We start from the raw sequence: 24,195 nt of genomic DNA, 5'->3' as shown, positions 1-24,195 counted from the left end.
CCAGAGGATGGCACCAACAGACCAGGGTCCCCGCGCATTTTGACCAGCCTTCAATCCTGTGAGGAAGAGATGACTGACCCCAATGTCGTCCAGGGCACTGTGATGTCCGGGACGCCTCTGGACGGTAGCAATCCCAGCCGGTATTGCGCACGCCTGCGTGCCTTCGCTGTCACGGTCAGCCTGGGCCCTGTCGTGGTGCTGACGTTGTCCTTTGTCCTGCCGTCCGTTAGCCAATGGCCTGCTGCCGCATGCGTGGCGTTCGCTGCCGTTGCGGCAGGAGCAGCACGCGCTTCGCGGATCGAATACCTCTGGGCCCGCCTGGACTGACCCGTCTCTCCGGGTGGCCGGCCTGCAGCAGTCGCCGCCGGCCACCCGGGGCCTCGTCTTCAGGAACATCGGCGGGCAGTGACCCGCCCTGCGTGGGATACAAGAGAGGGATACGAACGTGACGGGTGATCCATCCCAGCTGAGGCAGTGTCCGGTGTGTGAGGGGCCGATGGCGCAAAACGCTGGTACCGGGCGGCGTCGCCTCTATTGCAGCGTCAGCTGCCGTCGGCGAGCCCAGCGTGAGAGGAAGGCGCGCAAAAAGCCGGTTGCCACCGTTCAGGGGCCTCTGGGCGCTGCGGTGGCGGCCGAGGTGCGCAGACTCGCACAGCAGTTGCTGGACAGCGAGATCCGCCAGGAGGAACTGGAAACGCTTCTGGAGAGAGCGGAAGTGATCCGTCGGGAGTTGGATATCTATACCGCGGCTGCGGTGCAGGATGCCCGCTACCGGGGTGAGAAATGGGATGCGGTAGCCAAGGCCGCACATGTCGCTCCGGAGACGGCACGGGCGCGGTGGGGACCTGAGCGGGTCGCCCGAATGATGGATCTGCACGCGAACGACAAACGGGCCGCTCCTGCCCGATGGCGCGGCTCCCCGCCTGCTCGGCTCGCCGATCCGTCGGAGAGCACGGCCGGTGATTTGGGCGCCGATGTGGTCTCCCCCGTCGGTCATCTGGCGTCGGCGCTGACGGAGCTGCAGGTGTCAAGCGGCCTGACGATCCGAGAAGTTGCTGACGCGACCATGCTTTCGCCGTCGTTCATCTCTCGTGTCCTGTCGGGTGACCGGCTGCCTACCTGGGATCTCACCTGCTCCCTGGCGCGCCTCTTCAATGCTGAAGCAGCTGAGCTACGCGTTCTGTTCGAGGCGGCGCATGGAATGACGGCGCACGGTCGTCAGCCGGTTGCGGTCGCCATCGCTCAGCTGCACGCTGCGGTGCGGGGCCTGCACCGGGCAGCCAAGTCGCCTTCCGCGGAGCGGATCGAGCAGCTCAGTTCCAAAAAGGTGACCGCGTTGGAGGCTCGGCGTGTTCTCGCAGGCATCGACGTTCCGGAGTGGGAAGTGCTGGCCGCTCTCGTGTCGGCGCTCGGGGGGCGGCCCTACGATTTCAAGCCGCTGTGGGAAGCCGTGCATTACACCTTCTTGATGTGCGATGACCCTCGGCTCCCGGAGGGCACGGCGTACATCGCCGTGCCAGAGGAGTGACCGTGAGCGGCTCCCGCTCTGCCGCCCGCAGGGAGGAGGCGTCGGCAGCTCTCACCGCTCGGCGCCACGCACCTGTTTGTCCGCAGGAGCATCGTGCCCAGCGCACCGCGCTGACGGCTTACACCGCTTTCCGTGAACGTCACTACGCCCCCTATCTGCAGTACGCCTCGTTGCGGATCGGGCGGCGTCAGACGGCCGAGAGGGTGGTCACTGCGGCATTCACCGAGCTGGCGGTGTCCTGGACCGCGATCTTGGGCAGTGCTGGTCCCGCGGCCGTTGCCTGGCGCATCCTGCACGACCACGTCGACCGTGCGACGGGATGCGGGCCGGCCACCGTCCCGAGAAGCCAGGACATGCAGACGCTGCACAACGACGCGTGCTTTCTGCACGAGCAGATGCACCTGAGCCGTGACCGCATCGCCGAGGTCCTCGGGATACGGCCGTCGGATCTTCCCCGACTCCTGCCTCTTTGCTCTGAGGAGTGAGTTTCCCGGCCGTTGCGCATCATGGCGGCATGTTTTGTCCCTACACTCCATCGCATCGCAGTGCACGCCGGCGGGGCGTGCGGGGGCGGGAGGGAAGGCGCGCGTGAGCCTGCCGTACGGGGTGGATGTCACGGTTCCGAGTGTGGCCCGCATGTACGACAGCCTCCTGGGCGGCCAGGACAACTACCCCGCGGACCGCGCGGCCTGCGAGCAGCTGCTCACCCGTGTGCCCAGCATGCGAGAACTCGCCCTGAACAACCGGGAGTTCCTGCGCCGCGTGGTCCATGTGCTCGCCGCCGACTACGGCATCCGACAGTTCATCGACCACGGTTCCGGGCTGCCCACCCAGGACAACGTCCACGAGATAGCTCAGCGGGTGGACCCCTCCAGCAGGGTGGTCTACATCGACAACGATCCCATTGTCCGTGCCATCGGCGGTGTCTTGCTGGCGAGCAATGAGAACACTGCCGTGCTCCAAGCGGACATGCGTGACACCGACGCCATCTTCGCCAGCGAACCCGTGGGCCGGCTCATTGATCCCAGTGAGCCGGTGGCGGCGCTGTTCGTGTCGGTCCTGCACTGCATCCCGGATCGTGATCAGCCGGCGGAGCTGGTGGCCCGGGTGGCGGGTCGGCTGCCGGCAGGCAGTGTGATGGTTGTCTGCCAGCTGGTCAGCGATTCGGCCCAGGTCCGTGACTTCGTCAGCCGTTTCATGGACGAGCAGACTCAGGGGCATTGGGGACGGGTGCGGGAGAAGAAGGACGTAGCCGACTTCTGTGCGCCACTGGATTTGATCCAGCCGGGCCTGGTGGAGGTCTCCCTGTGGCGGCCCCGTCCCGACGACGTGCCCGCCCAGCTCAGCTGGGAGTGGGAGGAGTACGGCGGAGTCGGCTTTGTCAGGCGCTGACCGCGGGCGCGGTCGTGCGGTCACCGCCAGGAGGCCAGTGCCTGTTCCAGCAGTGCCGGCGTCTGCCCGGCCGGGTTGGCCACGCCGCACAAGTTGTTCAGGATGGCCTGGTAGCGCTCGGAGTCGGAGGGCTTGTCACGGTAGATGGCGCCTTCATACTGCTCGAGGTAGACCATGTCGGGCAGGTACTCGGGGGTGAAAAACCGCAGGTGAACGACCGGGTGCCCGATGGCCCCAGCGGCGCCGACAGTCAGCGGGGCGATCTGAAGGTGCAGCTGATAGGGCAGCTCCTCCAGCAGTGCGAGCAGATGCTTGATCTGCCGATACATCACTCCCGGTGTGCCGACCGGGCGACGAAGAACTTCCGAGTCGACCACGGCCAGCAGAACCGGCGGCGAGTCCGCGCGGCGCAGCATCTCGATGCGCTGCATCCGCAGGGCCACGCGTTCGGCGATCTCTCTGGCGGGCTTGGTCGGGTGGACCGCCCGGATCACAGTCTCGGCGTACTCCTCGGTCTGCAGCCAGCCCGGTACCAGTTGCGGCTCGTAGGAGATGATCCGGCGGGCAGCCGGTTCCATGGCCAGCAGCGGACGCAGGAGACGCGGCGCCGCGTTGGCGTAAGGCTGCCACACCTCTGGTTTGGCGGCTTCCTGGACCAGATGAGCGATCCTGTCGCGTTCGCGAGGATCTCTCATCTGGTAAATGTCCAGGAGCCGTTCGACTTCAGCGAGCTTGAAGGCCACCTGGCCGGTCTCCATGCGGCTGATCGTCGCCTCGGAGGCGTGGATGCACCGGGCGGCCTGCCGAGGTGCGATCCCTGCGTGGTCACGGCAGCGTCGCAGGTACCCCGCGAGCGCCTTGCGGTGCGCTGACGGACCCCACTCCGGTCGGTGCGGGAATCCAAGGATTGACGGCGCCTGGCGGTCAGCTGCCATACGGGCACTCCAATTGAGCTGCTGAGAGACAGGAGTATCGCACCCGCAACTCCGCCGTGTCAGTGCATGGCCACACCCTTACTTTCAGTCACGAGACAGTGAAGTCGAACTCGCCGTCTTTGACGCCCCCGAGGAAGGCCGCGATCTCCTCGCGCGTATACACGAGGACGGGGCCGTCGGGGAACCGGGAATTGCGCATCGCCACATGCCCGCCGGAAAGACACGCGACCTCGACGCAGTTGCCGTTCCCTCCGCTGCGGCGGCTCTTGCGCCAGCACACTCCTTCGATCACGCCTGCACTGACACCGTTTTCCGCCCACTGCACAGCTCATCACCGCATCTCTCCGGGTCGGCCGACATTGAGGCTCTTCTCGCCCTCCACCTGCAGCCCGACCGACCACCTGTACGAATAATCGCGTCCTGCAATTGCACAGTCGCGCTTGCAGGAACGAGGAGCGGGCCGGAATAGTGACGGGCACGACAGCACGTCGTGCGTGAAAAGCGCGGCACCAGGTTCCGGGGGACGGACGATGACGCCACGGGTCGAGGGCACATTCCAGCCACATTCCACGTCTGCCGCGCGCGACAGACGAAGACGGCAGGCGTTATTCCTCGGCGAGCCGCTGGCATCCACACCCAACCTCGCCGTCCGCTCCGGCCTGGGCAGCACTCCCTTCGTCGCCCGCCGCATCCCTGTCGCTTCCAAACACTGCTGCTACATCGCGCGTCAGTTCACCCGCCAGACGGTCCGCCGCTGGAATTTGCACAGCATCCGCGACGACGCCGTCCAGATCGCTTCCGAACTCGTCGCCAACGCCGTGCGCCACGCCCACCCCGACGCAGCCACAGCAGACGATCCGCATGCCGGGGTCTGGCTGGCTTTCACTCTGCGCCCTCACACCCTTCTGTGCGTCGTGCGCGACCCCAGCCAGCTCAGCCCCAGGCTCACCGCCCCCCAATTGATGGCCGAAGGTCACCGCGGACTTCCCATCGTGAACGCCCTCAGCAACACCTGGGGCTGGACCACGGACGACCAAGACCGGGGGAAATCCGTCTGGGCACGCGTGGCACTGCCAGCCGCGTAAAAGGGCTTCGGCTGAGAATCCACACGGGATGACCGGGACGGCAATGCCCGGTGAGGGCCATGCGGCTGTCCAAAGGGGTGCAGGTGAGATGGCCCTGGCGGGGTGGACGATGACGGTCGTGCGCAGACGCTGGTGGGTCACTTCAGTGGTCAGGAGCCGGGCGAGAGCAGTGCCGAATTACGGCTGAGTGCTGTCAGTTGGCCGGTTGAGCGGAAACTCATCCATCCTGGCCCGTCGGCGGCTCCACGTCTCCACGGGCGTGTGCCGCCTGCTCTGTGTCCTGGTTGCCTTCGGCGATCACGCTGTCTTGTGAGGCTGCGGGTGTGCGAGGGGCGTGCGGCCACTGCAACTCATCGAGGTGACCGCCCGGCTTCAGCAGCGCTGCCCGGGCCCGAAGACCGTGAGTCCCGCCTGCTCGGCAAGCCAGTGCACGTATGGCTCCCTCATCTGGCGGCCGTCGACGCTGACGCTGCGAACGTGGACGAGGACGGTGTGGTCGTCGGAGGGCTCGTCGAGGTGACGTGTGGGGTGTTGAAGAGGAGCGTCACCTCGGCATGCTTGGACTCGCCGCAAAGGTCCAGATCAAGCGCGTCCGGCCAGCACAGCTCCCTCCAGTTGATCTCGCCCCGGTTCGGGCCGATCGCCGCTGTGAAGGCGTCCTCGATGCTGCCGACCGGCCGGTCGAACAGCTCGCATTCCACCGGTAGCCGCCCTTCGTACGCGGTCGGGTCGGCCGGCAGACCGGGCCCCTGGACGCCGACGACCAGCGCGGGTTGGTCCTCTCGTGGCACCCCGTCGAATTCTCCGCATTCCTCCTTCCCCCGGAACCACCCCTCGGGCAGTTCCTTCGCCACCCGCCGCACCTCGGCGACGGAGCGGAGATATGCGTACACGGAGACCTCGGAGTGCTCGCAGCGGCCGAACTCCATGAGGCGGCGCGCGACACTCAGGGCGAGTACGGGGTCGGGTGCACGGAAGACGGGATAGGCGATGTCGTTGGACATGCGGCGACTGTGCCACGGCCCGTCACCACAGGTCATCGCATTTCCGGCCCGGTCGCACGCACACATCCGTCCGGGAGGCGAACACTCGGAGGGTGAAGACGGGGGCTCCCTCTGCCCAGCCGGCCGGATCGAATGCTCACCGGCCGACTGAAGCGCTCAGTCACACGAATGCCTGGGTTCCGGCCCGATGTCCCAACTCAGTAGTGGAACTTGAGGTAGTCGATACGTTTGAGGGTCACGGTTTCGGTGGTCTGTGCTCAGCGGATGCGGCCCACTGCTGCGCGGTCAGGCTTCGCAGTAGATGCAGGCGTCAACAGGGCATGCGATCTTCACTCCATCCCCGCAACTGGTTCACCCTTTGATCACTTTGCGGGTATGCTCCTGGCGCTCCGTTCGTACCACTGAGGGGGGATCCTCATCCTCATGCGTATGCGTCACGCGCTCGCTGCCGCCGCTGCAGCCGGAACGATCGCCGTCATCACCGCCGCCCCGGCCCAGGCCACCGAGTACTCCTCGGCGCTGAAGGTCAAGGGCGTCCAGTACGACGCGCCGGGCAGCGACTCCAACCGCTGCTCGGGCGGCAACACCAAGGACGAGTATCTGACGGTCAAGAACTACTCGCGGACCACGACGGTCAACCTCAAGGGCTACATCGTCAAGGACGCGGCCGGGAACAAGTTCACCTTCACCGCCAGCCACAAGCTCGAGCCCGGCGACTACGTCAAGCTGCGCGGCGGCCGCGGCACCGACTCCGACGCCGGCAACGTCGTCTACCGCCAGAACTGCAACTTCATCTGGAACAACGACAAGGACACCATCTACCTGCTCAAGCCCGGCGGCTCCCGCGCCGACGTCCACTCCTACACCAAGACGGCCGACGACCGCGACGGCAACGGCTACATCACCTACCACGGCTGACCGCCGCCCGCCCGGCCGACTGGCCACAGCAGGCACATCCCCTGGTCGGTGCCAGCTCCCCGCCACTGGCCCGGGGCGAGCCCAACCTGCGTCGGTAGGGCACTGCCTGCGCTTGACGACGGCGGCGGGGGGGGGGGCCCCCCCCGGGGGGGCCCCCCCCCCGCCGCCGTTTTCACGTCGCCCGGGCGCAGTGTTCAGTCACGCCCGGGCCGGGGTGGGGGTCAGTGACGGCTGCCGCCGTGGTGGCGGTTACTGCCCCAGGAGTAGTCGTCGATGAAGCGGCCGCGGTCGTTGCGTAGGGTGGCGGTGTCGGAGTCGTTGTTCCACACGTAGTTGCGGCGGCCCTGGTAGAGGTCGGTGCGGGTGTCGCGGCCCTCACCGGTGTGGATGCGGACCGTGGCGCGGCCGGCCAGGCGGTAGTGGTCGAAGGTGTAGGTGTGGCCCGAGCGGTCCTTGAGGGTCCAGCCGTCGAGGTTGACCGCGTTGCGGGTGGTGTTGGTCAGCTCCACCCACTCCCTGTTCAGCGAGCGGTTGGAGCGGTCGTCGCGTCCCGGGGAGTCGTACTGGACGTTCGAGATCTCCACCTTCGGACGGGCGCGGTGGTCATCCGCGGACGCCGGCAGCGAGGCCAGCGAGACTAGAGCGCCGGCCGCGAGCGAGGCGGCGGCAAGACGACGGGCAGTGACAGAAGCGGACACGAGTCCCCCTGATGGTGCAGGCACCCTCCCGTCAACGGCCCTTCACGGGCAGCCGACGGGAGAAGGTGCGGTGTGCGAGTAGCGGCCGGCCGGCCGCACACCCACACTCTGTCCACGCCGCGCAGGAGCCGAGACGGAAACATGGACCCTGTTACCTGTTATCCATATTTCCGTGACTCTCGACTGCAGTTTCCATTTACACCCTCTATGCACAGGATTGACGAACCAGCCAGCTCGACAGCCTCGCAGGCACTGAGCAGGCACGTTTCTCCATAAGCGGGCTCCACCGACCAGGCACCCGGGACCGTCACCCGAAAGTAAGTAACAGGCTCCCGAATCGGCTTCGACGGCCGAGTCAGCGGCTGTCGCAACACCCGGCGCTCCAAGCAGGGGTGACGTCAGCAGAGCTCACCAGTGACAACAGCGACAGGGGAAGGCGGCGAGCATCGCCGGAGAGCACACGCTGCAAGACTTCAGCGCACCTCTTGCCGCAGCAATGGTGCACCAGCATCAGGAGCAGCGAATGCAAGGGCAACATCGCATCCCTCGCCCATGGAGGACTGGGCAGTCAGGCAGCATCTGCCACGCCTGCGCTCCAGAAGCAGCGACGCTATGAGACGTGACGGAAGACCGCAGCAAGGCCGATGACGCCAGGGCTGAACTTGCCGCGAATCCGGTCGACGGCCGCTTTACTGACTTCGGCTCGTTAGGGTGAGGCTGGGTTGTCGAGGGTCAGGCCGGTGCCTGCTATGAAGCCGTCGAGGGTGTCTGGCCGGTACTGAAGGCGCTTGAGCCGGTTGCGTACGAGGGCTTCGAGCCGGTCCAGAGCGACGACGGCGAGGTTGGCCAGGCTGCGCTTGACGTGCGCCCGCACCCACTCGACCGGGTTGAGGTCGGGCGAGTATGCGGGCAGCAGGAACACGGTCAGCCATGCACGCTCGGTGATGAGCTCACGCATGGCGTGGGGGACGTGGGTGTTCAGCCGGTCCCACACCAGCACGATGGGCGCCTTGACGAGCTGGTGGACGCCGTCGATCAGCGCGATGAAGTCCCGCTCGCCCATGCTGCGGCGCTCGCCCTTGCCCGCCGGGTGGGTGCGCAGGCGGTGGCACAGCCGGGTGCGGGAGCCGGGCCGCATCGCGATCAGCCCGGCGACCGACAGCCGTCCCGAGCGTCGCCCGCTGACGGTCACGACCGGGGTGCGGCCGCGCCGGCCCCAGGTGCGTCCCTTGGGCGGTCTGCGGGTGAAGCCGGCTTCGTCCTCGAAGCAGAGGTAGCCTCCGCAGGCCGCCCGGGCTCTTTTACCTCCGCCCAGGTCGCCTCCTTCCGCGCGGTGACGGCCCTCTCGTCACGTTCGGCGACCCGCCGGGCGGGGATCTGCGGGCTGAAGCCGAGCCGTTGCATCAGCCGCGTGGCGCCCGAGACGCTGTAGGAGACGTGAAACTTCCTGCCGATCAGCGTGGCCACCCTCGCGGCGGTCCACACCTGGTCCTCCGCCCAGCCGTGCGCGGCCGGCCCCTGCTCGAGATACCCAGCCAGTTTCTCCAGGCAGCGCGGGGACAGACGGCACCGCGACCCGCTCGGGCCACGCGAGGCCAGAGCCTCACGACCGCCGTCTCGCCACACCTGGTGCCACTGGTAGACCGATTTCAGGCTCACCCGCAGGCGCCGTGCCACCTCCGGCGGCTTGACCTTCTGCTCGAACAGCCCGGCCGCCTGCATCCGTACCGTCTCCCGGCGCTGCCGCCCCGCAGCGGTCAGCCCGCCCCCATCCGCATACCTCACACACCACGAGATACAACCAGGGCCCCGTGCCTATCAGGCACTTCACGAAGATTCACCCTAACGAGCCGAAGTCAGTAGCGACCAGGCGGGCTTCACGGGCGCGTCGAGACTGATCTGCCGGGCGACCTGCTGACGCCGGTGAGGTCCACGCCCTGCACGGCCATACTGGTCAGGCGGCGGCGATGCAGGTCGGCGGCGTCCATCAGCTAGTACGCGACGGCGCGCAGGCCCTCATTGCGGGCGGACGGCTCCTTCAGGCGGCGGGTCTTGCCCCAGCTGGCACTGCCAGCGAACGTCAGCATCAAAATCAGCACACGAGCCGCCTGACTGCGCTGGCGCAGCAAGACCCTCAGCCGCACCACCAACTCAAACAGGGCGGCGCACACGTCGGCACCTCGACGAGGTACTGACCGAAGGAACAGCGCACGCTTACCAGCGAGCAAGCGGGAGCGCTGGCGGGGGCTGTGCCTCCTGCGGCGTCTTCCGCTTCGCTTCAGACGCCGGGCGGGTCCGCTGCACTTCCCACCTGATGGTTCTTCCGGCTACGCCTCCGGTCCCTTCGGCCCGCTGGCGCGGGCCGGGCTGGCTGCAGGTCAGGCGTGCGCATGACGTGGTGCAGTCGTCCTCCGCGGTGCGGCGTGGTGCGCAAGACCGCTTGAGCCTTCGGTCCGAAGGCGCTGCAGCCATAGGGAGGCCGTGAGCAGGAGGCCGCCGAAGACGACCAGGAGGAGAGCGGACACCCACATCTGCCGGCTTCCGGGCAACTGCCAGCCCGTCCAGGCGGTCAATGCCGCCCACAGCAGGACGCCTCCCGCGTAGAAGGCGCGGACCCGGCGCAGCTGCCGCACGGCCCGCAGGGACATGACGCGATCAGTCTTGGATGCCATGCCGCCCCGTGTACCCTCATGGATGCAGTTCAACGGACCGGGTTCGCTCTCCGATCGCCCCTTCACTGAGCTTCTTCGGATGGGCCACTGATCGGGTGACGTCTGTGAAGCGCAACGAGCGAGGCCCCCGGGCAGTTGATCGAGATGTCTGACGTCTCAACCACACGACTCGGGAGCCTCGTTGGTCATCTATCCTGCCGCATGAGCTCGTCGAGTGGGTCACCATGCTGATCGTCACCCGTGAGGGTGAACGGCGTTGCAAGCTCCGGCCGTCCCAGCGCGCGATGGTGGCACTGGTGTATCTGCGCGAGCACATCACTCTGGCGAAGATCGCCGCCGGGTTCGGGATCAGCGAGTCCACCGCCCACGCCTACACCAGCGCGGTTGTCCACCTTCTCGCCGAACGCGCCCCGGGCCTGCGCAAAGTCCTGCGCGAGCACGATCCGGACTTCATCCTCCTGGACGGAACACTCGCCGAGTGCGACCGGGTCGGTGACGGACAGGCCGACCACTCCCACAAACACCGCCGGCACGGCGTCAACGTACAGGTGGTCACCGATCCAAAAGGTCGGCTGCTGTGGCCCTCGCCCGCGCTGCCGGGCCGCTCCCACGACCTGACGGCGGCCCGTACCCACCGGATCATCCGTATCTGCGAACGCCAGGGCCTCCCCGTCCTGGCCGACCTCGCCTACCAGGGCGCCGGCCCCTGGCTGACCACGGGCATCAAACGCCAGCCGCTGCAGGAGCTCACCTTCACCGAGAAGACCGTCAACCGGGCCCTGCCCGCGGCACGGGCACCGGTCGAGCGCGGAGTCGCCCGCCTGAAGTCCTGGCGGGTCTTCCGCAGATCCCGATGCAGCCCCAACCGCATGACGTCAATCGCCAAAGCCGTCCTCACCCTGGAGCGGCAACGCTGAAAACGCTCACTCTTGCCGCTGGATGCGTCCTTCGAAGTCGCGTCGTACTGCTGCGCCTTGGTCTTCGACCAGTCCTGCACCGTCGGGGAGGTCCAGAACGGTGCCGCAGTGGTTGCACAGTTTCCCGTCTTCAGCCGGCGTGCCGCACGCCTTGCAGAACCGATTGCCCTGATCGTTTCCCATCTTGGATGTCATGCCTCTCCTGAGCGTGGTGGATGGCGATGGGTGGGGAGTACCCGTGGCGTCAGGGTTAATTCTCTGCCGGGTCTTGACTGTGTTGCTTTGATACACCATATAAGGGCGGGAAAATGAGGAATACTTGCTGTGAAGTACGGCGGGAAAATCGGGGAGCACTCCAAGCAACCTCGTCGCTGCCTACACAGACAGGCCATTGCCAACCATTACCGCGACGACCTCGGACCGCCCTTTGATGGCATCACCATGCTCATTAGCTCGGCCGCCCAACGATGGGGGACCAATTCCATCTCCGGCCCATCCTGATCCTCGCTGGTCCATCCCAGCAGATGCCCGGTGCCGATAAGGTGCTGACGACGCCAGACATAAACCGCCTGCCCATTACGCTGAGGTAATAAACGATCCGCCGGATCTACCAGCCGACTTCGATAAGATCAAGGACCTTTCGTCAGAGCTCGGCCGAATAACTACGGGGCTCAGAAGCCTCCCTGAGCGTCTGGAGCATCACCTGTCCAGCAAGGCGACTCCACTAGGCCCGGGACACACCAAAGCCCACATCAAACTCGAAGAAGTTCACCAACCGTCACGCACGGTCAGCGCCCTTAGGCCATTCAAAGGAGTGGGGCGGTGCCACCAAGGCCGCAAGAACGACCCCAACGGTTTCATCAGTAAGAACAATCAAGCTCCACCCACCGCCACGCACAGCAAATAGCCCAACCGGCGGGCCATCCTCATCTAGAATTGAAAAGAAACCATGCCACCCGAATCTATTGTCCCGGAATTCATCCAGCACAGAATATCGATCTCTATAAGTCCCGCGAAGCGTTGCCCTCAACCCAATTCCAACACGGATTATACCGGATGAATCTCCAAGGATTTCTGAGAGCACGGGAGGATCCAGAAGCTCCAAAGACTGACATTCGGACCTTCGAAGCATCTCGGCAATATTCGCCGCGGAAACTTCTCGTACAGTTGCCAATATGACTCCAAACCGGACTCTGATGGGCGGCACTCGCGGGTGCCGCCCATCAGAGTCTACTTACCCGAACCCGAGGTCGCCTGGTCGCAGTCCAGGCCATACCGCCCGGGGCTCACCTTGCATGACCCCTTGAATAATTACTTCAAACTCGCCGCGAAGGTCATCCTCAACCCAAGGCTGATCGTTCACATGAACGTGGGTACGTCCACTCGGAATAACACCTCTCATCACAACACCACTATTACCTCCCCTGGTAGCCGCCCGAATAGCGACAGCAGGATCGATACTCCAACTGGTGTAGTCGCTGTCAGTCATACCGAGATGATGCATCTCAGGTGTGGAATTTCCCCCTCGAGGTCTGGCGATTCCCTCCACTGCATCATCGAAGGCAGGGTTGGCGCCACCAGTCTCTCCACTTACTTCTGAAACTCCGCGGTAGACAGTCGTGCCGCCATTACAGTTGTGAACCAGAACTGGTGTGGCTCCCGCGAGCACGTAGTACGCGTGGATGTCCTCGATGGTGAGGTCGTGGGTGCGTTGACGCTTGGTGTAGTGGCTGAGCGCTGTTATCTGGACGTGGGTGCCAGCACTGGTGCGGAGTGTCTGACCGAGTTGGAGGTCTCCAGCGTTGACCCATTCTTTCAGGTCGGGGACCCAGAACGGGTGGGTATCTGTGGCCACGATGCTGGAGCGCTCACCGTTCACGGATATGACGATCTCGGTGAAGTCTTTGTCGTCTTCCGTGGTGATGGTTTCGACGACCTTTTTTTCGACAGTTTCGCCGGTCTCCGGGTTGGTCGTGACGACGATGTCTCCGACAGTAACGTCTTCGATGGCCTTCTTCGTGCCGTCGGCGAGGAGGACACCCGTTCCTGGTAGGAAACTGTGACACTTTCCAAGGGCTTTGGCTGCTGCGTTGCCAAGCTTTGATGCCGCGTTGCCCATACCGAAGCCAACGGCGCCTTCCGCAGCGCCCCATACTGCCGCATCGGACATGTCACCGAGTTGGCCGGCAATGCTGTGGTCGGCATCGTCGGACATGGCGTTTTCGACAGCTACTCCTGCGGCTGTGGTGATTGCGCCGCATCCCGTCGCCGCGGCGAAACCGGCGCCTCCGGTCACGGTGCCTGTGGCTGCCGCTGTGCCGTAACACAGTCCACCTACTACGACCTCAGTCGTCACTTTGGCGACGGTGACCTTGTGATCAGAGACCCAATTCTTACCCTGATCCCACGCCTTGCCCCAACCACAGGTGGAGAACCAACCGCAATCGCCGCCATCTCCTCCGGTGTCGCTTTCAGTCGTCGTGGAGACAACGCTTACCCCTGAGCCCGTGGTGTCGGAGCTAGGTCCGGGACCGCACTCGGACCAGCCTCCGCTGCACTGCGTCCCATCCGGGTTCACCCGGATAGCACCGCTCGGGTCGCTGTATGTCACCGGATTGTTGCCTGCGTAAGCGTAACCGTTGACCGTTTGGGGGTCATTGAGGTCCAGAATCGGGTCGACACTGATGAAGCGTCCGATGGCGGGATCGTATTCGCGGAGCCCGAGGTGGGTGAGCCCAGTGTCGGTGTCCTTGGTACCGCCGATGAATCCCTTGTCGCCGGCCCAGGGTACGGGCTGAGTGCCGCGTTCCGTGCCGAAAATGCCTGTCTTGCGGCGCGTAATAGCCTGAGTAGCGTCCGCGGTGACCTGTGTGGTGGTCGTGCCGTGGTGGTCAGTGAGGAGGAAGGTCAGTTTGCCGCTGGTGCGCATGGCCACGGTCTGAGTGCCGGTGCTGTAATAGCGGGTGGCGGTGACCGCGCCGGCCTTGTCGACGTGGAGTTCGTTGCCACCGGGCAGGTAGAGGGTGGTGCCGGTGGAATCCGTGCGCGTCAGGCGCTGGCCGTCGGCGTCATAGGTGTAGCTGGTGGTCGTGCCGTTGCTGGTGACGGATTTCAGGTGGCCTTCGTCGTCCCACACGAGGTTCTGGCCGAGGGATGTTGTCGTGCCTTGCTTGAAGGTGCGAGTCTCCGTCGCGCCGACCGGGTTGTACGTGTAGGTCTCGGTGTGCGGGTCCGTGCCGGTCTGGGTGACGCCGGGCAGGTTGTGCTTGCCGCTGGCCGGCGCGGTGTAGGTGCGAACGGTGTCGGTGGTCGGACCGGCTGCGGTTTTGTGCTGGGTCTCGGTCTTGCGGTTGCCGACCGCGTCGTAGCTGTAGGTCGTCCAGTATGGGTCCTGGCCGCCGACGACGTCGCTGGACGGTGCGGCGGCGCAGGTGCTGCCGGTGTTCGTCCATGCCTCGGTAATACGGGCAAGGGGGTCAAGGGCGAAGCACTGGGTGTCGGTGGTGCGGGCCGCGTCCTGGCCGTAGTTGGTGGTGATCTGGGTGATGTTGCCGACCGGGTCGTAGGTGTAGTGGCTGTCCTCGATGCGCTGGGGAGCGGTGTCCCGGTCGGTGTAGGCGTCGGTGAGGGCGCCAGTGTGGTCGTCGTAGACGCTGGTGGTTCTCAGGTGCTGACCGAACTCGCCGTGCTCCAAGACGGTGTTGCGGCCGTAGTGGTCGTAGGTCGCATCCGAGATCAGCGGGTCGCTCTCGGCGTACAGGGTCCACAGCAGGCCGCCGCCGTCGTAGTTAGTACTGACGTATTCGGCGGGGAGATCACCGACTGCGGGGTGTTCTGTGTCGAGGAGTTTGCCGGTGTTCTTCTCGTAGTAGCTGGACCATTCGTAGGTTTTGGCGGGCAGGCCGAAGACCGCGGGCACGGTGACCTTGGTTCCGGTCGGCTGGTAATAGGGGTCGTAGCCGGTGGTCTCGGTGATGTAGGCCTTGCCGTCGATGTAGCGGGTGACCGAGGCGGGTTGGCCCTTGGCGACACTGTCGTACGTCCATGACGACAGCGTCGCCGTGCCCTTCTTCACCGCGGTGCGACGGCCGAGCTTGTCGTAATCGGTGTGCAGGGTGATGCTGCGGGCGTCGGTGACGTCGGTGACACGGTCGCCCTGGTCGTACGTGGTGTGGGACGTGCCGGTGTCAGGGTCGGTCACGTCGGTCCTGCGGCCGCGGACGTCATAGCGGTACGTCCACTTGGCGTCTGAGGCGTCGGTAATCTGGTCGACACGGCCGAGCTTGTCGTAGCGGTAATGCATGGACTGCGACGTGGTGCGTTCGGCGTTCGTGTACTGCTTGAGCTCGACTGTGCGGCCCAGCGCGTCCACCACGGTGGTCGTTGCGACGCCGCCCTTGGGCGGGATCACGGTCGTGGTGTCACCCGTGTAGCTGGTGGTGGTGCGCTTGGTCTCGTCGCCGAACTTTTTGGCGATCACCGTCGTGGGTCGGCCGGCGCCGTCGAACACGGTCTCGGTCGATGACGGATAGCTGGTGTCCTGTCCCGTCACAAGGACCGGCTCGGGTGCACCTGTGGTGTAGAAGGTGCCGGAGGTACGCCAGACTTCGCCGCGGGTGTTGTAGAAGGTCTCCGTCACCAGGCGTCCGGCCAGGTCAGACGAGACCGTCTGGGTCTGGCGCTCGCGCAGAAGGCCGTCGTAGAAGGCGTAGCTGGTCTGGTACTTGGAGTTGTGGTCGAGGTGCTTGGTGGTCACGACGGCCGGGCCGTCGGTGCGGATCTGGTAGGCGTAGGAGTAGTTGGGTGCGTTGGGGAAGGTGGTGGCCGAGCGGGTGGGCAGCCATACCTTGGTGACGCGGCCGAGACCGTCGTAGGCGGTCGAGGTGATCCGGTCGTTGGTGTCCTTGACCTCGAGTGGTTGGCCTCGCAGCGGGTCGAGTTTGGTGGTTGTGGTGTGCTCGAGTGGATTGGTGACTGTTTGGCCGGTCGGGCTTTCGCCTGTCGCGGGGGTGTACGTCGTGCGTGTGACTTCGCCGTATGCGTCTGCAGCGGCCAGCACCCGGCCGTACTGGTCGTAGCAGAGCTGGTTCTTGGCCGTGCCGCAGGTGCTGGGGGTGGAGCTGGTGGTGTCATAGCCGGTGCCGGTTGCGTTGATCCGCTCTGACTTCGTGACCAGGCCCATGGTGGGGGCGGCCCCGAAGGCTGCATTGTCGTAGGAGGTGCGCACGTCGTCGATGACGTCGGCGGGGCGATTGACGTCGGTGTTGCAGAGTGCGGCGACGGTTTCGGCGCGGGAGATGGTGTTGAGGATCCAGTTCGTGGTGTTGCGAGCGTAGGTCGTGGTCGTGCATTTTTCGTCGCCGATGACGGTGGCGCTGCCGGTCTTGGCGATGTCGCCGTGTTCGGAGACCTGGGTGACCATGCCGTAGGCGTCGAAGCTGCGGGTGGTCTTGGTGGTGCGGGTGCCGCTGGTGACCGTGGTGCGGGTCTCCTCTGCTGCGATGCCCGTGTGGTAAGCGGCGAGTGCGGGCAGGTCGGCGTCGCTGCGGTCACGTGTCGCGGTCGCCGCCGAGCGCCAGGGGGTGTAGGAGGTTGCGGAGACGAGTGCGCCACCGTCGCCGTTGTAGGTCGCGTTCTCGCGGGTCATGCCGGCGAACTGTTCGCGGTCGGTGACTGCGACGCCTGCGGAGTCCTTCACCTCGGCACCGTCGATGCCGCGGAAGTAGCGCGTCTCCGTCAAAGTGCGGGCGTCCGCTCCGGCGCCCTTGCGGGTCTGCACGCGCTCGTAGCCGCGGGAGACGGAGTACGTGCGGTCCTTGGCCTTCGTGAACTCGTCGGTGTTCTTCGCCCACTTGGCACCGCCGAGGTAGGTGTACTCGGTGACCGTGTCGGGGGACTCGAGAAGGTTGTCGCCCTCGATGACCCGCTTGACCGGGTAGATGTGGAACCAGTCCTGCTTGGCGTCTTCCCCCTCGAAGGGCCACTTGACCGGATAGCAACGAGTGGTGTTGGTGGCGTCGGCTGCGGGCAGGGTGGTGGCGGTGCAGTCGGGGTCGTAATAGTCGACGCCGACCGAGCCGCCGGTCTCGGTGCGGATCTGGCTCATGCGCAGCCGGATGAACGGCGCCAGGCTGTCGTAGAGCTTGTCGACCCGGTTGGGCTTCTGCACGCCTTCGAAGGTGACCGCGGGCAGGGTGACGGCGGATCCGGCCTTGCCGGTGTGCTGGATCGAGGTGAGCCACATCGGAGTGGAGATGCCGTCCCCGGAGGAGGGGAAGGTCTGTGCCAGGGTCCAGGTGTCGACGTCCGAGTAGGAGCCGCCGGTGAGGATCTTGGTGGTGATGGAGGTCAGGCGTTTCTGGGACCAGAACGTGGGTGAGTACTGGTCCTTGCACTCGGTGGAGCCGTCCTTGCAGTACTGGTCGTAGGGGACGTCGGGCCAGTTGGTGGCGTTGGCCTCGTCGAAGGTGCAGCCGGTCAGGCAGCGGGAGGAGACACCGAAGTGGACTTGGCCCATGGCCTTGCCCGTGTAGACCGCGTCGAAGCGCAGGCCGTAGTCGATGTGCTCGAGCCAGCCGCCGCGCACGTACGGGGTGACGGTGGCATTGCCGGTGGTCTCGGAGACGTTGCGGCCGTAGTTGTTGGACTCCTTGGACCAGTAGTAGGCCATCGCGTTGCCGCGGGGGTCGACGACGTAGTCCAGCTGCCAGCGCCAGGCCTGCTGGCACCAGCCGGAAGCGAAGGAGGCGTTGTAGCAGGGCTCGCCGGAGTGGTTGCCAAAGACCGGCACGGTCCAGGTCGAGTTGGTCACTGGGTCGTCGGCGGCGGTGCCGTTGTCACTCCAGCCCGGCAGTCTGTTGCGGCCGAAGAAGTACTGGGTGCCGTCTGACGTGGTGACCTTCCAGTACTCGCCCTTGCCGTCGACGCCGGCCGTGCCGTCGTCACCGTTGACGGCGCCGGTGAGCTTCTCGACCTTCTCAGCACTGTCTGAGGCCGGGTGCCAGCCTTCCTTGGCGTCGTAGACGAGGTCGATGGTCTTGCCACCCAGGGACATGACGGCGTTGTCGTTGTACCAGCACAGGTCGCCGACCTTGGTGGTGTTAGTGGCGCCGGACTTGTCCTTGTCGTCGTTGCAGGACTTGTAGCGGCGCTCGATGTAGCCCGGCTGCCAGTCCCAGCCGTCACCGATCCAGGACGGCTGGTTGTTGGAGGCCGAGGTACGCCCGTCGACCGCCTGGGAGCTGTAACCCAGCGACACAGCAGGCTTGAGCCCGCCCGGTACTCCAGGGGTGGCGATCGGGTATGACCAGGAGAAACCGCCGGTCGCACCGCCCGCGGACCAGGAACCGGAGGACTGCAGAGAGGTCGCCTTGTAGTCACCGCTCGCGCCTGAGGCCTCCGCGGTGGCGGCCAGCACCACCGCTCCTGAGGCGGCGGCCGTCGTGGTGGTCGTACGCGATGCGGCGGCGAGAGTCGCGGTAGCAGTGAGTGCGCCGCTCTTGGTGTCGTTCGTGGTGGGCAGCGGCTTGCCAGTACGACAGGCCGGCTTCTCCGGTGTGGTCAGTGCACAGTCGGGCAGTTGCACCAGGCGCAGCCGGGCCGCCCAGTCACCGCCGTAGGCGCCCTTGAAGGAGTTGTAGTCGACCCGCACTGACGTGGTGCCGGCGGCGGGGCTGCCGTCCGCGCGGGTGACGGAGAAGAGCAGACCGTCGACGCCGGCCTTGCGTGCCTTCTTGCGGTCAGCGAGCGTGACTGTGGCTTTGGTGAGGGGCGTTGTGGTCGTTCGCTGCTTCCCCGCCGGGGCGGCGAGGGCGACCGGTAGGGAACCGGCCTTCTTCGGCGTGGTTCTGTCTGTCGTGGGGTTTAGCTGCACGGTGGCACTGCCCGCGTCCGGCCAGGTGACCTTCGGGGCTTTCCAGGGGCGGGCCGCGTTCGGCCGCTTGTCCGTGCTGCCCGCTGCCATCTGCTTCACAGCCACGGTCGGTGGTTGTTTTGGCTTGGGAAGGCTCGGTTCCTTTCCGTCGGATAGCGCCACTGCACTGTTCGCAGGGAGCATCCCGAGTATGAGGGCAGCCGAAAGAAGGCTGCCCCATCTGCGCACGCCGAACCGCCTCACGCCCCACCCCTCGTGAAGGTAAACAAAGCCTCCAGAAGGTAACAGGAAGATCGGCTGCGGGAAATGCTTCCCCCGCTCCGTGCCGCATGAAACAGCCAATTATTGTCAGCATTTGAGTCGGATATGAGCGAGTTGTGAGGTTATCTACATGGCGGTGAAATGGCTGGTCAGGAAGGGTGCATGACGATCAGTCAGGCTTGCCCGACTTTTCTCTTTCACTCCACATGCACACCTTCTTCACGCTCCACGTTGCCGCCAGAGCGCACTTCTGGCTGAAATGTCTCCACGCGCTTCCTATACAGTTGCGCGGGATCAGGGCACAGGGATTGGGGAATGAAGTCGTGTCCAGAGAACATGAGGGTGGGGCGCTTTTCCGAAGGCGTAGATTCCATTGGCTGACTGGGCTTTTGGCCCTCGGCATCGTGGTACCCGGACTGCCCGTCAGTACGGCAGCGGCCTCGCCGGCACAGACGGCCGAGGCGTTCACCGCAGCGTCCGATCCGGTCGCCGACGGTTCAATGACCGAGGAGGACAAGGCGCTGGCCGACGCCGAGGCCTTCGGGCAGCCGGTTGAAGTCGTCTCCGCCCGCACCGAGGCGAGTGACACATGGGCGCAACCCGACGGCTCGTTTGCCGTCAGACAGCATGGACAGGCTGTGCGCGTATGGCGCGACGGAGCGTGGGTCGCGGCCGACCCTACGCTGGTGTTCGCCACCGACGGTTCGGTGGTGCCCAAGGCGGCCTCCGTGTCGGTGCGGTTCTCCGGCGGCGGGACAGGGCCCATGCTGACCGGGATCCGGGACGGCCGCACCCTGTCGCTGACGTGGCCGAAAGCTCTGCCCGCTCCCACTCTGAGCGGCAATGTGGCCACCTACGCCGAGGTCCTGCCCGGTGTGGACCTGCAGCTGAAGGCCGAGGTGGAGGGCTTCTCCCAGCTGCTCGTCGTCAAGAGTGCCGAGGCGGCCGCCAACCCGGAGCTGGCCCAGCTGCAGTTCACCATCGGCACGGTAGGCCTGGATGTCGCCAAGGACGGCGAGACCGGAGCACTGCAGGCGACCGACCCCGCCGGCCAGCTCGTTTTCAGCAGCCCCACGCCGATGATGTGGGACTCAAGCGGGCCCGCCACCGCCCAGGAACAGCAGCTCACCGCCGCCTTCACCGCAAGCACAGTCACCACGACCACGACGCAGAATGCGTTCGATCCGGGGGCAGGCGCCAAGGACGCCACCATGGACACGGTGATCAGCGGTGACACCCTGACGATCACCCCCGAGCAGGACCTGCTGACCGGGGCCGACACCACCTACCCCGTCTACATCGACCCCACCTGGTACAGCACCACCCGCACCCACTGGGCACGGGTCTACCAGGCCTACCCCAGCACGTCGTTCTGGGACGCCAAGGACGTCGTACGCGTCGGCTACGAGGCCGAGACGGGCGGCCTGGACCGCATCTCACGCTCCTTCTTCGCCCTGGACACCAGCGCCGTCCAGGGCGCACAGATCAAGTCCGCGACCTTCCGGATCCGCAACACCTGGTCCTGGTCCTGCCAGGCCCGCGAGGTGCAGTTGTTCGAGGTCGGGAGCATCTCCCAGAAGACCACCTGGAACAACCAACCCGGCAAGATCGGCTCCATGCTGGACAGCGTCAACGCCTCCAAGGGATGGGGCAGCGACTGCCCGGCGGGCAACCTGGAGTTCAACGCCACCACCGCCGTCCGCAAGGCAGCCGCCGCCAATGACACAAGCGTCACCCTGGGCATGTACGCCGCCAGCGAGACGGACACCTTCGGCTGGAAGAAGTTCGACCCCAAGACGGCAGTCCTGGAGGTCGTCTACAACAACCCGCCCGAGACCCCCAGCGACCTGGGCACCTCCCCCTACACCAGCTGCACGGCGGGCGGCACCATCGGCAACACCTCGGTCACCCTGTATGCGAAGATCGACGATCCCGAAGCCGGGAACCTGACGGCCGAATTCCAGCTCTTCGCCGCCGGCTCCACCACCCCTGCCTTCACAAGCAGCATCCCGGCCGTGCGCGGGAAGATGGCCAAGGTAGTGCTGCCCGCGGACAAGACTCCGAGCGGGATCTACACCTGGAAGGTGCGGGCCAAGGACGCCGACGGCGCCTCCTCCGCGTACAGCAAGACCTGCACCTTCAGTATCGACCGCGTCCGGCCGAGCAAGCCACCCATCATCACTTCCCAGAACAACGCCTACCCTCCAGGCGACAACGGCTGGCCCGCGACGACCGGCCCCGCCCGGGCCGACGCCCGCTTCCTGTTCTCCGCCAACAGCGTGACAGACATCAAGAGCTACTCCTGGTGGACGGACACCGACCCCTCGCTGAAGGATGCCTCACCGGATGCGCCCTGGGCGGACCTCAAGGTTCCCTCCTACGGCCCGCACCTGGTGTACGTGTACAGCGTGGACGCGGCAGGCAACCGCTCCGACACCGCTTCCTACCTCTACTACGCCACCCGGGCCGAAGCTCGTGACGAGCCCGGTGATCTGAACGGCGACGGCTTCAAGGACATCTGGAGCACCGACTCCAACGGGACGCTTCTCACACACGCCGGCCAGGGAGAAGGCCGTTTCTACGCTGCCACCAACGCCGGCGGGACATTCCCGGGCCAGCAGGTCGCGCTCTCCGGTGACTGGAGCCAGGAGGGTTACAACGACCTGATCTCCCTCGAATACGAGGAGAACGCGCAGGCGAACAAGCTGCGTGTCTACCTCAACAATGGCCAGGGAGGCATCAAACGCGACAAGCCGTTGGAATTGCGCGTGAACGAGCCCGCCAACGATCACTGGTCCAACGCCGACCAGACCACCGCGGGCGGCGACCTCAACGGGGACTCCTTCTCCGACCTCCTGGTCAAGGAAGACGGCAAGCTCTGGGTCTACTACGGTCACCGGTCGGCTCGCATCGACAGGATCGACCCGTCCCTCGCCGGTGACACCGACACCGACTGGAGCAAGTTCACCGTGGTCTCCCCCGGCGACCTCAACGGCGACACCATCCCCGACCTGCTCCTGCGCGACGACGCGACCGGCGACCTCTACCGCTCCAACGGCGCCAAAGAACCGATCAGCGGCAAGCTCAACCTCGCGACTTGGGGCAGCAACCGCACCAAGATCGCCACCAGCCTCAAAAAGGCGGACTACCCCTTCCTCGGCACCTCCGGCGACCTGACCGGCGACGGCGTCCTCGACCTGTGGACCCGCAAGGCCGACAACACCATGACCGGCTGGCCCGGCAAACTCACCGACAACCAGCTCTCCGGCTTCGCCACCGCCTTCAACATCGACGGCATCACCGGCGGCACCCGCCTCGTACCCGGCACCCAGCTCACCTCCGGCCAGTCCGTCACCTCCAACTCCGCGACCCTGACCATGAAGGCCGACGGCAACCTCGCCGTCACCTCCAAGGCCGGCACGGAAGTGTGGTCCACCAACATCTCGAACAACGCCAACGCCACCGCCCGCGTCGAGGCCAACGGCGACCTCTCCATCTACAGCAGTGACGGCAAAATGAGGCCCTGGAGCACGGCAAACTTCACGAAATCCTCCCCCAATCTCACCGGTGAGGGCTACGTCCTGCTGCAGGACAAGGGCAACCTGGTCGTCTACAACGCCAAGAGCCAGGCCCTGTGGTCCAACGGCTCCGGCCCGCGCCACGACTACAACGGCGACGGACGCAGCGACCTGGCCTGGTGGAACGACTTCACCGCCGGCACCGACGCCGCCTACAGCCTGCTCACCAACTCCGACGGCACCTTCAAGGACCCGCTGAAGTCCTATGCCGCCGCAGCAGGCGTGTACGAGGCCAAGTACATGAAGTTCGTCACCGGCGACTTCAACGGCGACGGCCGAGGCGACATCGCTGCCCTGCACCCGAAGACTGACACCAGCCTAGAAATGCTGACCTTCCTGGGCCAGTCGAACGGCGGCTTCGCCGCGCCGTTCGCCTCGTGGAAGGTGGGGCCGAACGTCATGCACGGCTCATACATGACCCCGCAGGCAGGTGACTTCAACGGCGACGGCCGCGACGACGTCGCGATCTGGTACGCCTACCCCGACGGCACCACCAAGCTGTTCACCTTCACCGCCAACATCCGCGGCGGCTTCAACACCCCCTTCGAATCCTGGTCCGCGCCCGCCGGCACCTGGCCGCGCAACCGCTGCAAGTTCACCACCGGTGACTTCAACGGCGACGGCCGCGACGACATCGCCGTCTTCTACGGCCAGGTTGACGACACCATCCGCACCTACACCTTCCTTGCCGGTGTCACCGGAGGCTTCAGCGCGCCGACGTCCTGGTGGTACACCGGCTCCCTCGACTGGGACCAGGCCGTTCCGCACACCGGTGACTTCAGCGGCGATGGACGCGACGACATCATGATCTGGTACGCCTACAACGACGGCAGCGACAAGGTCTCCACCATGTTCGCCGAATCCCTCGACGGGAAGAACCAATTCGGCTCGGCCAAGGTCACCCTCGACGCCAAGCTCAGCTGGGACATCAACCAGACCCAGCTCGCCACCGGCGACTACAACGGCGACGGCCACGACGACCTGGCCGCCCTGCGCCAGCAGAACGGTACCGTCCAGACCTGGACCTGGAACTGGTCCGGCCCCGACGCCACCTTCAAAGGTGGCCTCGCCGGCTGGACCGCCCAGTCCAGCAGCTGGCCGTACGAAGCAATGAAGATCGTCAAGCCCTACAACTGACACCCCGAACAACCCCGACAGCGGGGCGGGTGCATGCGTCTCTGCGCGTGCACCCGCCCCGCTGGTCATCAGCCGGCGTATGCCACCGCTCCCCCGGCAGCGGCAGAAACAGCTCACCCATTTGGGTGAAACCACGCAAGCTACACACGGCCGCGGTCGCCGTCGCAGGGGCTCATGCCAAACGCCTCGCCGTACAC

Annotated in this window: 16 protein-coding genes and 1 pseudogene; 7 read left to right on the top strand and 10 right to left on the bottom strand. The window is 65.7% G+C overall.

The genetic code is table 11. The features are described from left to right. Positions 1-658: 658 nt before the first annotated feature. The 3 genes from ACH4F6_RS36005 to ACH4F6_RS35995 all read left to right on the top strand — a co-directional run bounded on the left by ACH4F6_RS36005 (position 659) and on the right by ACH4F6_RS35995 (position 2,920). Positions 659-1,528: a helix-turn-helix domain-containing protein gene (locus ACH4F6_RS36005; RefSeq protein WP_397964606.1), complete on the top strand. Its 870-nt coding sequence runs from the start codon at positions 659-661 to the stop codon at positions 1,526-1,528. A 2-nt stretch (positions 1,529-1,530) separates the two neighbouring features. Next, a complete protein-coding gene (locus tag ACH4F6_RS36000) occupies positions 1,531-2,013 on the top strand; it encodes a hypothetical protein (protein WP_397964605.1) in 483 nt (160 codons plus the stop codon). A 103-nt stretch (positions 2,014-2,116) separates the two neighbouring features. Continuing rightward, entirely contained in the window at positions 2,117-2,920 is an 804-nt protein-coding gene (locus ACH4F6_RS35995; protein WP_397964604.1) for an SAM-dependent methyltransferase, read from the top strand. 20 nt (positions 2,921-2,940) lie between these two features. On the opposite strand, the gene ACH4F6_RS35990 is transcribed toward ACH4F6_RS35995, so the two are convergent. Together ACH4F6_RS35990 and ACH4F6_RS35985 are read right to left on the bottom strand one after the other, a co-directional pair. After that, positions 2,941-3,855 (bottom strand): helix-turn-helix domain-containing protein, encoded by a 915-nt coding sequence (locus ACH4F6_RS35990; protein ID WP_397964602.1) that lies wholly within the window; start codon positions 3,853-3,855, stop codon positions 2,941-2,943. 88 nt (positions 3,856-3,943) lie between these two features. Beyond that, on the bottom strand, positions 3,944-4,180 hold the full coding sequence (locus ACH4F6_RS35985) for a DUF397 domain-containing protein (RefSeq protein WP_397964601.1): 237 nt from the start codon (positions 4,178-4,180) through the stop codon (positions 3,944-3,946). 205 nt (positions 4,181-4,385) lie between these two features. Here ACH4F6_RS35985 and ACH4F6_RS35980 point away from each other — a divergent pair, with 205 nt between their 5' ends. After that, entirely contained in the window at positions 4,386-4,940 is a 555-nt protein-coding gene (locus ACH4F6_RS35980) for an ATP-binding protein (RefSeq protein WP_397964600.1), read from the top strand. A 443-nt stretch (positions 4,941-5,383) separates the two neighbouring features. Here ACH4F6_RS35980 and ACH4F6_RS35975 read toward each other — a convergent pair whose 3' ends face one another. Beyond that, positions 5,384-5,944, bottom strand: coding sequence for a hypothetical protein (locus ACH4F6_RS35975; protein WP_397964599.1), 561 nt, complete (start codon positions 5,942-5,944; stop codon positions 5,384-5,386). Between the two features lie 423 nt (positions 5,945-6,367). Here ACH4F6_RS35975 and ACH4F6_RS35970 point away from each other — a divergent pair, with 423 nt between their 5' ends. After that, the gene (locus ACH4F6_RS35970) at positions 6,368-6,862 is read left to right on the top strand and encodes a lamin tail domain-containing protein (RefSeq protein ID WP_397964598.1); all 495 of its coding nucleotides are present in this window, start codon (positions 6,368-6,370) and stop codon (positions 6,860-6,862) included. A gap of 221 nt (positions 6,863-7,083) precedes the next feature. On the opposite strand, the gene ACH4F6_RS35965 is transcribed toward ACH4F6_RS35970, so the two are convergent. The 5 genes and pseudogenes from ACH4F6_RS35965 to ACH4F6_RS35945 all read right to left on the bottom strand — a co-directional run bounded on the left by ACH4F6_RS35965 (position 7,084) and on the right by ACH4F6_RS35945 (position 10,232). Then, positions 7,084-7,560, bottom strand: coding sequence for a lamin tail domain-containing protein (locus tag ACH4F6_RS35965; protein ID WP_397964597.1), 477 nt, complete (start codon positions 7,558-7,560; stop codon positions 7,084-7,086). A gap of 706 nt (positions 7,561-8,266) precedes the next feature. After that, positions 8,267-8,875, bottom strand: a complete 609-nt coding sequence (locus ACH4F6_RS35960; protein ID WP_397964647.1) for a transposase — start codon at positions 8,873-8,875, stop codon at positions 8,267-8,269. A gap of 14 nt (positions 8,876-8,889) precedes the next feature. Further along, positions 8,890-9,345 (bottom strand): annotated as a pseudogene (locus ACH4F6_RS35955) (winged helix-turn-helix domain-containing protein); the annotation flags it as partial. 206 nt (positions 9,346-9,551) lie between these two features. After that, positions 9,552-9,731 (bottom strand): hypothetical protein, encoded by a 180-nt coding sequence (locus ACH4F6_RS35950; protein WP_397964596.1) that lies wholly within the window; start codon positions 9,729-9,731, stop codon positions 9,552-9,554. A 207-nt stretch (positions 9,732-9,938) separates the two neighbouring features. Then, positions 9,939-10,232 carry a hypothetical protein gene (locus tag ACH4F6_RS35945; RefSeq protein ID WP_397964595.1) on the bottom strand — a complete coding sequence of 98 codons (294 nt, stop codon included), beginning with the start codon at positions 10,230-10,232 and terminating at the stop codon, positions 9,939-9,941. Positions 10,233-10,456: 224 nt separating this feature from the next. Here ACH4F6_RS35945 and ACH4F6_RS35940 point away from each other — a divergent pair, with 224 nt between their 5' ends. Further along, on the top strand, positions 10,457-11,149 hold the full coding sequence (locus tag ACH4F6_RS35940) for a transposase family protein (RefSeq protein ID WP_397964594.1): 693 nt from the start codon (positions 10,457-10,459) through the stop codon (positions 11,147-11,149). A 6-nt stretch (positions 11,150-11,155) separates the two neighbouring features. Here the strand turns inward: ACH4F6_RS35940 and ACH4F6_RS35935 are convergent, their stop codons facing one another. Both ACH4F6_RS35935 and ACH4F6_RS35930 read right to left on the bottom strand, forming a co-directional pair. After that, positions 11,156-11,344, bottom strand: a complete 189-nt coding sequence (locus ACH4F6_RS35935) for a hypothetical protein (RefSeq protein WP_397964593.1) — start codon at positions 11,342-11,344, stop codon at positions 11,156-11,158. 1,039 nt (positions 11,345-12,383) lie between these two features. Next, entirely contained in the window at positions 12,384-19,127 is a 6,744-nt protein-coding gene (locus tag ACH4F6_RS35930) for an RHS repeat-associated core domain-containing protein (protein WP_397964592.1), read from the bottom strand. 842 nt (positions 19,128-19,969) lie between these two features. Here ACH4F6_RS35930 and ACH4F6_RS35925 point away from each other — a divergent pair. Next, complete coding sequence (locus tag ACH4F6_RS35925) at positions 19,970-23,998, top strand: FG-GAP-like repeat-containing protein (protein WP_397964591.1); 4,029 nt, start codon at positions 19,970-19,972, stop codon at positions 23,996-23,998. The last annotated feature ends 197 nt before the right edge of the window (positions 23,999-24,195 follow it).

The sequence above is a fragment of the Streptomyces sp. NPDC017936 genome, assembly GCF_044328485.1.
In the GTDB taxonomy this organism is placed as follows: domain Bacteria; phylum Actinomycetota; class Actinomycetes; order Streptomycetales; family Streptomycetaceae; genus Streptomyces.
Note: the sequence above shows the minus strand (reverse complement) of the source record. Positions and strands in the feature narration are given on the sequence as shown.

Bases quoted from the DNA above. Each gene is read 5' to 3' on its own strand.
- ACH4F6_RS35945 (WP_397964595.1), bottom strand. From the start codon at position 10,232: ATGGCATCCAAGACTGATCGCGTCATGTCCCTGCGGGCCGTGCGGCAG.
- ACH4F6_RS35990 (WP_397964602.1), bottom strand. From the start codon at position 3,855: ATGGCAGCTGACCGCCAGGCGCCGTCAATCCTTGGATTCCCGCACCGA.
- ACH4F6_RS35935 (WP_397964593.1), bottom strand. From the start codon at position 11,344: ATGACATCCAAGATGGGAAACGATCAGGGCAATCGGTTCTGCAAGGCG.
- ACH4F6_RS35980 (WP_397964600.1), top strand. From the start codon at position 4,386: ATGACGCCACGGGTCGAGGGCACATTCCAGCCACATTCCACGTCTGCC.
- ACH4F6_RS35975 (WP_397964599.1), bottom strand. From the start codon at position 5,944: ATGTCCAACGACATCGCCTATCCCGTCTTCCGTGCACCCGACCCCGTA.
- ACH4F6_RS35970 (WP_397964598.1), top strand. From the start codon at position 6,368: ATGCGTATGCGTCACGCGCTCGCTGCCGCCGCTGCAGCCGGAACGATC.
- ACH4F6_RS35940 (WP_397964594.1), top strand. From the start codon at position 10,457: ATGCTGATCGTCACCCGTGAGGGTGAACGGCGTTGCAAGCTCCGGCCG.